Origin of the sequence: Paraburkholderia sp. BL10I2N1, assembly GCF_004361815.1 — a bacterium.
In the GTDB taxonomy this organism is placed as follows: domain Bacteria; phylum Pseudomonadota; class Gammaproteobacteria; order Burkholderiales; family Burkholderiaceae; genus Paraburkholderia.
The window spans coordinates 371,616-380,914 of the sequence record NZ_SNWA01000004.1; the positions used below are offsets into that span (position 1 = coordinate 371,616).

At 61.1% G+C, this 9,299-nt stretch carries 8 protein-coding genes and 2 pseudogenes; all 10 read right to left on the minus strand.

The window, feature by feature from the left end:
- Positions 1 to 31 precede the first annotated feature (31 nt).
- Positions 32 to 862, minus strand: a complete 831-nt coding sequence (locus B0G77_RS42975; RefSeq protein ID WP_133667912.1) for an SDR family NAD(P)-dependent oxidoreductase — start codon at positions 860 to 862, stop codon at positions 32 to 34.
- A gap of 72 nt (positions 863 to 934) precedes the next feature.
- On the minus strand, positions 935 to 2,107 hold the full coding sequence (locus B0G77_RS42980; RefSeq protein WP_133667913.1) for an acetyl-CoA acetyltransferase: 1,173 nt from the start codon (positions 2,105 to 2,107) through the stop codon (positions 935 to 937).
- A 6-nt stretch (positions 2,108 to 2,113) separates the two neighbouring features.
- Positions 2,114 to 3,664 (minus strand): AMP-binding protein, encoded by a 1,551-nt coding sequence (locus tag B0G77_RS42985; RefSeq protein WP_133667914.1) that lies wholly within the window; start codon positions 3,662 to 3,664, stop codon positions 2,114 to 2,116.
- A complete protein-coding gene (locus B0G77_RS42990) occupies positions 3,661 to 4,092 on the minus strand; it encodes a Zn-ribbon domain-containing OB-fold protein (protein WP_243751488.1) in 432 nt (143 codons plus the stop codon). The genes B0G77_RS42985 and B0G77_RS42990 overlap by 4 nt, the downstream gene beginning before the upstream one ends.
- Positions 4,089 to 5,582 (minus strand): carboxylase, encoded by a 1,494-nt coding sequence (locus B0G77_RS42995; protein ID WP_133667417.1) that lies wholly within the window; start codon positions 5,580 to 5,582, stop codon positions 4,089 to 4,091. The genes B0G77_RS42990 and B0G77_RS42995 overlap by 4 nt, the downstream gene beginning before the upstream one ends.
- Before the next feature lie 28 nt (positions 5,583 to 5,610).
- Positions 5,611 to 7,062 carry a hypothetical protein gene (locus B0G77_RS43000; RefSeq protein ID WP_133667915.1) on the minus strand — a complete coding sequence of 484 codons (1,452 nt, stop codon included), beginning with the start codon at positions 7,060 to 7,062 and terminating at the stop codon, positions 5,611 to 5,613.
- Entirely contained in the window at positions 7,059 to 8,129 is a 1,071-nt protein-coding gene (locus tag B0G77_RS43005; RefSeq protein ID WP_243751544.1) for an ATP-grasp domain-containing protein, read from the minus strand. Before B0G77_RS43005 ends, B0G77_RS43000 begins: the two co-directional genes overlap by 4 nt.
- Before the next feature lie 49 nt (positions 8,130 to 8,178).
- Positions 8,179 to 8,243, minus strand: a pseudogene (locus B0G77_RS45670) (hypothetical protein); the annotation flags it as partial.
- A 14-nt stretch (positions 8,244 to 8,257) separates the two neighbouring features.
- Positions 8,258 to 8,494 (minus strand): annotated as a pseudogene (locus tag B0G77_RS45675) (biotin carboxylase N-terminal domain-containing protein); the annotation flags it as partial.
- Positions 8,495 to 8,508: 14 nt separating this feature from the next.
- Positions 8,509 to 9,027: a biotin/lipoyl-containing protein gene (locus tag B0G77_RS43010; protein WP_133667916.1), complete on the minus strand. Its 519-nt coding sequence runs from the start codon at positions 9,025 to 9,027 to the stop codon at positions 8,509 to 8,511.
- Between the last annotated feature and the right edge of the window lie 272 nt (positions 9,028 to 9,299).

The window sequence follows — 9,299 nt, forward strand, 5'->3', positions numbered from 1 at the left end:
CCGAATCCCGAAGTCACCCCTGAACGAAAAATCAGGAACCGGCTCGCGGATTTCGGTCATCGAGAATGTCGCGCATGCGGTTCTCGATTTGTTCCCTGGTCTCCGGATGCGGCAGAATGTAGAAGCGTCCAGCCTTGACCGCCTCAAGTGTCATCTGCGCAATATCGGCAGCGGAAAATCTGGCGTCGCGGATTCTTTCATCGTGGCCCGTGCTGAGAAAGCGAGCACCCAGCGGATTCGTCGCTGCCAGTTCAGCGGGACGATTACGCGCCGCTTCGGCGATGCCGGTATTGACGAAGCCGGGGCAGAGCACGGATACGCCGATCTGCGCGCCGGCAGCTTCCAGTTCCAGTTGCAGGCACTCCGACATCGCGACCACGGCGTGTTTGCTTGCGCAATAGATGCCGCCTCCCGGCACCGGCACCAGACCGGCCCGCGATGCGGTATTGACGATATGACATGGACTCTTCTGTTCCAGCATGTGCGGAACAAAACTGCGGATGCCGTGCGCCACGCCCATCACGTTGATGCCGAACACCCACTCCCAATCCTGCAGCGTGGTGGCCCAAAGCGGGCCGGCAAGCACAACGCCGGCATTGTTGAACAGCAGATGGGCAGCGCCGAAACGCTCAAAAGTCTTGATCGCCACCTGCTCAACCTGTTCCGCCTTGGCGACGTCGCATTTCAGGGCGAGAGTCTGGGTCGACTGTGGCAGCAGACCGACGGTATCCTGCAAACCCTTTTCATCGACATCGGTCAGCACCAGATGCATGCCTTCGCGGGCGCAACAAATCGCCAATTCGCGACCGAAACCGCTGGCCGCACCAGTAATGACAGAAATTTTGTCTTTGAGCTGCTTCACTGAACGTCTCCGTTTTATTCCGGTTTATCCGGGTACCTAACCGCCATCCAGCGTGATGCGTGCTGGCCTGAGCTACTCAGTTCCGAGCACCATCACCATATAAGCCGACATCACCATGCCGCCCGCCTGGACCAGGCAGGACTTTGCGTCCGGAACCTGGCGTGCGCCACATTCGCCGCGCAACTGTCGTACGGCTTCGATCATCAATTGCATGCCGAACATGCCCGAATGATTGAACGAGAGACCGCCACCCGAGGTATTCAGTGGGAAATCGCCGCCCGGCGCGATGCGGCCGTCACGAACGAACTCGCCAGCTTCACCGGGTTCGCAAAAGCCAAGACTCTCCAGCCCGAACAGCACGTTGATCGTGAATGCATCATAGATCTGCACCAGGTCGAGGTCTTTGTGATCGAGTTGCGCCATTGCCAACGCATCTTTGGCGAGGGTTGAAAGGACCTTGTTATCGATCCAGTCGTCCGATCCGAACGGCGTCAAATGGTGGAGATATTTCTCGGAGAAGCCGCGAACCATCACGGGCTGCTGCTTCAGGTCGCGCGCCCGGTCGGCTCGCGTGAGGATCATCGCACCGGCACTGTCAGTCACCTGGCAGATGTCGAACTTGCGCAGCGGATCGGCCAGCATGGGCGCGGCCAGATACTGTTCCATCGTGAGGTCGTCACGTGCGAACGCGTTCGGGTTCAGTTGCGCCCATTTCCTTGATGCTAGCGCGATCTCGCCAAGGTCTTCCGCTCTGGTGCCGTAGCGATGCATGTGCAGTTGTGCCTGCATCGCATAGAAGCCGATCGGGCTCAGCATGCCGTAAGGCTGCACGAACTGTGCGACCGGATTGCGCGGCTCCTGGTTCATGCCGCCCGCTTTGCGGCTGCGATCGAGCCGCTGCGTGCTGCCGTAGGTGATCAGCGCGGTGTCGCACAGGCCTGCTTCGATCGCGGCTATCGCGTGGACCAGATGGGTGATGTTCGATTGCCCGCCTACGACGGTGTTGTCGACGAAGCGCGGCTGGATACCCAGATACTCCGATACTAGAAGAGCAGCAGCGCGGTCGTCCCAATGCGCAAAGACAGCATCGATATCGCCCGGCACCAGGCCTGCGTCGAGCATCGCCGATCTGGCAGCCTGGCATTGCAGCGATAGGGCGGTCTCCCCCTCTGCCGCCTTGCCGAGACCGGCCTCGCCGATGCCGACGATGGCGTAGCGATTTGCAAGTTGGTGTTTGTTGATCATGCTGGGTCAGTCCTGCTTGAGCGCGTCGGCCAGAAACTTCGCGCGCACGTCTTTCTTCAGGACCTTGCCGATGGGGCTGCGCGGCAGGGTTTCCCAGATCTCCACATGCTTTGGCATCTTGAAACTGGCGAGGCGGTCCTTGCACAATGCGAAGACTTCCTCGGGTGTGATGGTCGTGCCGCGCTTGAGCTCGACGATGGCAGTAACCCGCTCGCCCCAGTCCGCGTCGGGCGTGCCTACGACGGCGCAATCCTGGACAGAAGGGTGGGAGAAGATCACCTGTTCGATCTCGCTCGGATAGATATTGAAGCCGCCGGAGATGATCATGTCCTTCTTGCGATCGACGATGTACAGATAGCCGCTTTCATCGAAGACACCGATGTCGCCGGTGTGATGCCAACCGAAGGCACGTACCTCGGCAGTCGCTTCCGGATTCTTGTAATAACCGGACGACACGAGGTCGCCCTTGGCTACGATTTCGCCTCGCTCTCCGAGCGCGACAATGTTGCCGTTGTCGTCCATCAAGGCCACTTCACATGCGCCGGATGGCCGCCCGGCCGAACCGAGGTGGCGATTCTGCGACGAATCGTCGCTGACGTAATGATCTTTGCGCGACAGACACGTGATGACGCCAGGAACTTCGGCCTGGCCATAGAATTGCGCGAAGACCTGTCCCCACAGTGCCAGCCCCTCGCGCAGTTTGTCGACTGACATCGGGGCCGCGCCATAGATGACGTATTCGAGTGACGAACAGTCGCGCGTCTTTACATCAGGGTGTGCCAGCAATCGGTAAATCAATGTCGGGGGCAGGAAGATATGCGTAACCTTTTCGCACTCGATCAGCGCCAGCAACTCGCCCGGATCTGTAGAAGGCGCAAGCACGTTGCGCGCGCCGAATCGCGCCAGTGCCATGAAGGTTGCGCCCGCGGCATGCGTGAACGGCGCAACGAACAGGTGGACGGGATCTTTGTCGGGTTGTGTGAACTGGTTCGAGATCCGGTAGGCCGTCTCAAGTGCGCGATGGGTTTGCATGATCGCTTTCGGCTTGCCGGTCGTGCCGCCGGAAGATTTGATGATCGCCACATCGTCGGCATTCTTGTCGATCGTTTCCACCCGCTTGCCCGAAAACTGCTCACACCACGCGGACAGCGTCGGGCCGGACGGTTGTGCCGCTTGCGACAGGCCAATGACGGTTTTCAAAGCCGGCGCGCCACTGCGGATCTTTTCCATTTGCGGGAGGTACGTTTCGTGGCAGAACATGGCCGACACGTCCGTGAACTGCATAAACCACGCGATGTCGTCGATGGTATCGCGCGCGTTCAGGGGCACATAGACCGCGCCCGCGCGCATGATGCCGAGCATCGCGACGAGCGCCAATTCATGATTGGGCGACAGCACGCCGATATGCGCGCTGCCGAGCCCTTGTTCCAGCAGCGCGTGCGCCACCGCATGCGATGCGTTTTCGATTTCCTGATAAGTCAGGCGAAGCTCACCGCTTTGCAGGCAAATGCGATCAGGGAATTGCCGGACACCTGCGTCGAATGAATCGATAATCATGAAGACGTACCTGTAGCAATTTTGAATTGGGGAAGCGCGTATTCGGCGCTGATGCGCTCGAAAGTCACTTCGACGGGGGCGCCGATGGCAACCTGTGCGAGATCGGAGTCGACGATCCCGGCCAGCATGCGCACGCCTTCGTCGAGGTCGATCATGGCCACTGCGTATGGCACCTTGTCCGCCATCGAGGGATGTCCCGCAATGTGGCAGATCGTGTACGTATAAATCGTGCCGCGACCGCTGCAATCGACCCACTCGACGGAATCGGACAGACAGGCAGTGCAAAATGCGCGCGGGTAGAACTGCCGGCGTCCGCATGAGCCGCAGCGCTGCACCACCAGGCGGCCTTCGTTCGCCATGCGCCAGTAGGGGGCGGTTTCCCTCGTTGGCACCGGAAGCGCACGGGTAGTGTCAGATGCCTGCTTCACGACCGGCCACCTTTGAGTTGGCAGTTCAGCGACCAGTCACCGCGCGAAACATGAATGCGGCCCTTGCGGGGCAATTTCGCCAGCGTCTCCACCAGGTCGACGATTGGGTGGGTGACACTGAACGCACTGTCTTGCGACGTAGGAACCAGGGCGTCAATCTTTTCATCGCCGAACATATAGCGCAGCAACATCTGGTCGTCGTCCATACCCTTGTATCGCTGGCGCAGGCCTGGCAGGACCGGCTCTAGCGGCGGCGGCGTCAGGGCGACATCCCGGGAGCCGTTCGTGATGATGCGGTCGGCAATGTTCTGGTCCACTGGCAGCGGCAAGGCGCCAAAGTAGCCGCAGATGTATTTCTTGACTTCGTCAGGAACGACGCGATAGCGCTCGCCGTTGACCACGTTCATGACCGCCTGGGCGGCCACGATGGCCGGAAACGGCGTCGCCATGACGGGCGAGCCGAGCTCTTCGCGCACGCGTGCGATTTCCTGGATCACCTCGGGCAGTTTGTCGCCCAAACCAGCTTGTTTGAGTTGCGCCTCCAGGTTGGAAATGGCGCCGCCCGCGAATTGCGATTTATAGAGAAACGGGTTGTACTCAGCTGCAACGCCTACCGGCTGGCCCTCATGTTCAGCCAGGGCTGCGAGGTAAGGAGTGACATCGTCGAGCGCCGTGTCATCGAGATCGACAGAGAGTCCCAACGCGCGCAGGTTGCTGGCGATCATGTGACTCGAAGGCACAGAGTTGCCGTTGGTCAACGGGTCGACGGCGGTAAAGACGCAGTCCGCGCCGTGCACTGCGGCCTCGATTGCGAGCAAGGGACCAAGCCCGGTCAGGCAGTGAGTATTGAATTCAAGCGTGCGATGGCCAATGGCGCGCTTGATGGCGGGAACGATGGTCCTGACATCCTCCAGCGACATGATTCCCGCCGCACAACCGAAGACGATGTTTTGCACGTCGAAGCGCTCGACCACTTCTCTTGCTTTGGCCTCGTAGAAGGCCGCGTCATAGCCTGGCGCGAGGTTGAATATCAGCCCTGCGCTGACTGTAGCGCCGAGCCGGCGAGCGGTCTGAATGGCGGGCGCGACGTTGTCCCAGCAATGCAAGGACTCCAGGAAGCCGAAATCGCGGATGCCGTTGGCAAACATGCGCTCGACGAACAGCTCGTTGATATCGGGCGCTACCGGATAAAAGCCGCTCATCAGATTGCTACGTATCGCGGCGCGCAGCGGCGTGCGCGTGATCCGGTCGCGCAGTAGCCGGATGCGCTCAAACGGGTTCTGGTTCAGGGACCGTACCGCTACATCGAACTGAACCATGGCGATGGCTTCGATGAAGGAAAAGCCGGCACTGTCGAGCCGCTCGGCGATCGGAAGCATGTGTTCCGTGCGCATGCGGGTGGCCCACAGGCATTGATGGGCATCGCGCAGCGTTCCGTCGGAAATACGGATGGCCGGACGGCTGCCGTCGCGGGCGCGCGCGTCCGCCATAGTCTGTTGAAGATGTGACAGCACGACCTTATCCCTCTAACTGTTGGTAGACAATTTCCATGTCCGGACCTTTGACCCGCAACGACGCGTAGTGCGGGAGGCGTTCAAGCAGGCCGCGCGCCAGCGTCTCGAACGGAGACAGGGTCTGGTAGCGCAGCTGCGCCGGCGGCAACGGATGAGGCAAATTCTTGATGTTGAAGCCGGATACATGTGCGGTGAGCCGCGCAAGATCGGTTGCGCCGGGAGTGTTCTCGCGCAACGCCTCCATGGTCGCCGGCTTGCAAACTTCAAATGTACCGACGCGGCACTGCAGCTCCGCATTCACGACGCCTGGCAGGCTGCCGTAGATGCCCTGCACCAGACGGCGGATGCCGGGCCGCAGTTGCGCGTAGCGCGGCATGCCTGCGACGTGAAGGTGTGCCTGCTCGGCGATCGGGGTGGCGAACGGCTCGACCATCGGGGGCGTTCCCATGTCGCGGCGGATACGGTCGCATTCGACGGCAAACGCATTCAGGTGTCGGTTGCGGCCCGTGTCGGGCAAACTCCGCATCAAATCAGCGGCGAGCTCGCCAGGTAACTGATGCGCGTAAGGGGCAAGGTCGAATACCCAACATTCGGCGCGCGGAAAACCTTCACGCTCGGCGATATCGTCGGCGACGGCATTAGCGGAGCGGACCACGCTCATGTCCAGACCGTTCGTCGCGATATCGATCAGGCTCAGCGCACGGACCAGATTGGTGATCGAAGGCAGCGACGCGCCATTGGCGAGGCTTGGGAGTGCAGTGTCGATCCCGTCGACGCCGAGTCGCAGTGCTTCGAGCACCACCATCGGGCCCAGCGCCGTGTGGCAGCGGGTGTGCAAGTCCAGCGGGGTGTCACCCAACGCTGCCTTGAGGGCCGGAATGAGGGTGGCGACACGATCCGGCGTTAGCAGTCCGCTTTCGTCACGCAGCATCATGCGTGCGGCGCCGGCCATGACGAGGGCCCTGGCCTGCTCGCCATACCATGCGTCGGAATAAATGGCATCCTCGACGAATGGAAGCGCGGCGATTGCACTGAGTTCGAGTCGGCGCGCTGCCTGCAGCACGGGTGCCAGACGCGCGATAGCTATCAGCGGATCCATGACGATGACCTGCTGCACGCCATGCGCGGCGAACTCCTTCAGCCAATGCGTTGCCACGTCGGTCGACAGGATATCCGTACCGTGTTTGCCATGGCCCGTCATCAGATTGATCGTGGTGCGGAACACGGTTTGCGGGCACTGTTCGCGCGCCGCTTCGATGAACTGCCACGGGTTCTCGCCGCGTGCCAGGCACTGCGTGAACAGCGCGGGGCTGGAGACCTCGATGGCGGTCAATCCGGCGCCATCGAGCCGCCGGATCACGTCGAGCCGCATCGGCGTGCTCATGGCACCCGACCACACGGCATTTTGACCATCGGTAAGGCTGGCGTCGGTAAAGCGGACTGCGTGCGTGTTCATGCTGCGATTCCTTTTGCTGCCTCGGCAGCTTTCGTCTTCTCCTTGAGTACTGCTTTCCAGGGGGGCATGAAGGTATCCTCGACCCAGCGCGTGGTCACACGACCTTCGGCAAAATCCGGATGCGCGAGCACCGCTTGATGAAAACTGGCCGTGGTCGCGGGACCGGTGACGCGCAAGTCCGCGAGCGCTTCCTGCATGCGCTCGATGGCCTCGGCGCGCGTCGGCGCATGCACGATGAGCTTGCCGAGCAGCGAGTCGTAATACGGCGGGACGGTGTAGCCGCTGTAGCAGTGGGTATCAACCCGCACGCCATCGCCTTCGGGACTCTGCCATTCGGAAATCAGGCCGGCGCGCGGCAGAAAATTCCGTTCCGGGTCCTCTGCGTTGATGCGGCATTCAATCGCGTGGCCGCTGATCGAAATCTGGGCCTGCGTGAACGACAGCGGCAGTCCGCATGCCACGCGCAATTGTTCGACCACGAGATCCTGCCCGGTGACCATCTCCGTGACCGGGTGCTCGACCTGGATACGGGTATTCATTTCGAGGAAGTAGTACTTGCCGTCGCTGTCGTCGACCACAAACTCAATGGTTCCGGCGCCGCAATACCTGACATCGCGCGCGAGCCGCACCGCGCATTCGCCCATTTCGGCGCGCATCGCAGCGGTCAACTTTGGCGACGGTGCTTCCTCGATCAGCTTTTGATGGCGGCGCTGGGTAGAACACTCGCGCTCTCCAAGGTAAACCACGTTGCCGTGCTGATCCCCCATCACCTGGATCTCAATGTGGCGGGCCCGTTCAATGAATTTTTCGATGTACAGCGTGGAATCACCAAAGGCCGAGCCGGCCTCGTTCGCCGCGGAGCTGAACGCAGCTTCCATCTCGGATTCCGAACGCACCACACGCATACCGCGGCCACCACCACCGGCGGTAGCTTTCACCAGCACTGGATAGCCGATGTCACGCGCGATGCTGCGCGCGTCTTCGACGTCGGCTACGGCGCCGGAGCCGGGCACGCGCGGCACGCCGGACCCGGCGGCCAGACCCACCGCAGTGATCTTGTCGCCCATCGCGTCGATCGCCTCCGGCGACGGGCCGATGAACGCCAGGTTGGCTTCGGCACAGGCGCGTGCAAACGCGGAGCGCTCTGCCAGAAAGCCATACCCGGGTGGACTGCGTCGCATTCGGTATCGCGCGCGGCTTTGACCAGATTGGACGCGATCAGATAACTCTCGGCAGCGGGGGGCGGGCCGATCACGACATAACGGTCGGCCAGTTGCGCCGCCATGCTTTCGACGTCGGCTTCGGAAACGCCGACGACGGTCTCCATGCCGAGTGCTCGGCAGGCGCGGATGATGCGCACGGCGATCTCGCCGCGATTGGCGACAAACACCCGGCGGATATCGCGGGTTGCCATTGAAGGTTGAGTGTTCATTGGATCGGGCCTTTCTAGTCGCGTGTAACGTCAATCAACATCAGGATCTGGTCGTGCTGGACCAGTTGACCGTGCCGGGCCACGACGCGATGCACCTTGCCGCTGACGGTGGACTCGATCGAGTTGAACATCTTCATGACCTCGACAAGACAGACCGTATCGCCGACCTTGATATCGCTGCCAACGGCAACGAAAGGTGGGGCGTCCGGCTTCGGCGTGAGATAGAAGGTGCCGACCATCGGCGCACGGATCGCCGTCATGCCCTCCGGCACGGCGTCCGGCTGTGCGGGTGCCTCTGCGGCGGCAAAGTCGGACGGACTGACTGGTTTAGGTGTCGCCGACGGCGCGCCGGACGATGACGCCCCGATGCTCAACGCGACGCTGGAGTCGGTGAAATGGGCCGCGAGCGGTGCCGCGCCGGGTTTGCGGGCCTGCAGCAAATAATCTCCGACCTTGATCTCGAGCGACTCGAGCTGCTCCGCACGATCGAGGGTATCGAGGATGCGCCGCACATCGGCGTGAGAAAGACCCATTGGCTACTCCCTGATTCCTTGGCCCCGCTTCCATGCCTGGGGCCGACTCCGCCACATTTCCCCACTGCCCCCCATGGACAGCGATGGTGACAACAGGGTCCACTATAAAATGTCTTCATTAACATTGTCTACAATCTTAACTTGGGTGTAGTCTGAACACCATCGCATCGACTAATAGCATTCGGTTGAAACAATAGTCCGAAAACTCTCGTTGTTATTTCATTATTTGAAATAATTCCGTCCAGGCTCAAACGTGGAAATGACTCGTCCAA

What these genes read in the sequence shown, in the direction of transcription:
- B0G77_RS42985 (WP_133667914.1), bottom strand. Translation starts at nt 3,664, where the DNA reads ATGATTATCGATTCATTCGACGCAGGTGTCCGGCAATTCCCTGATCGC.
- B0G77_RS43000 (WP_133667915.1), bottom strand. Translation starts at nt 7,062, where the DNA reads ATGAACACGCACGCAGTCCGCTTTACCGACGCCAGCCTTACCGATGGT.
- B0G77_RS42995 (WP_133667417.1), bottom strand. Translation starts at nt 5,582, where the DNA reads ATGGCGGACGCGCGCGCCCGCGACGGCAGCCGTCCGGCCATCCGTATT.
- B0G77_RS43010 (WP_133667916.1), bottom strand. Translation starts at nt 9,027, where the DNA reads ATGGGTCTTTCTCACGCCGATGTGCGGCGCATCCTCGATACCCTCGAT.
- B0G77_RS42980 (WP_133667913.1), bottom strand. Translation starts at nt 2,107, where the DNA reads ATGATCAACAAACACCAACTTGCAAATCGCTACGCCATCGTCGGCATC.
- B0G77_RS43005 (WP_243751544.1), bottom strand. Translation starts at nt 8,129, where the DNA reads ATGGGCGACAAGATCACTGCGGTGGGTCTGGCCGCCGGGTCCGGCGTG.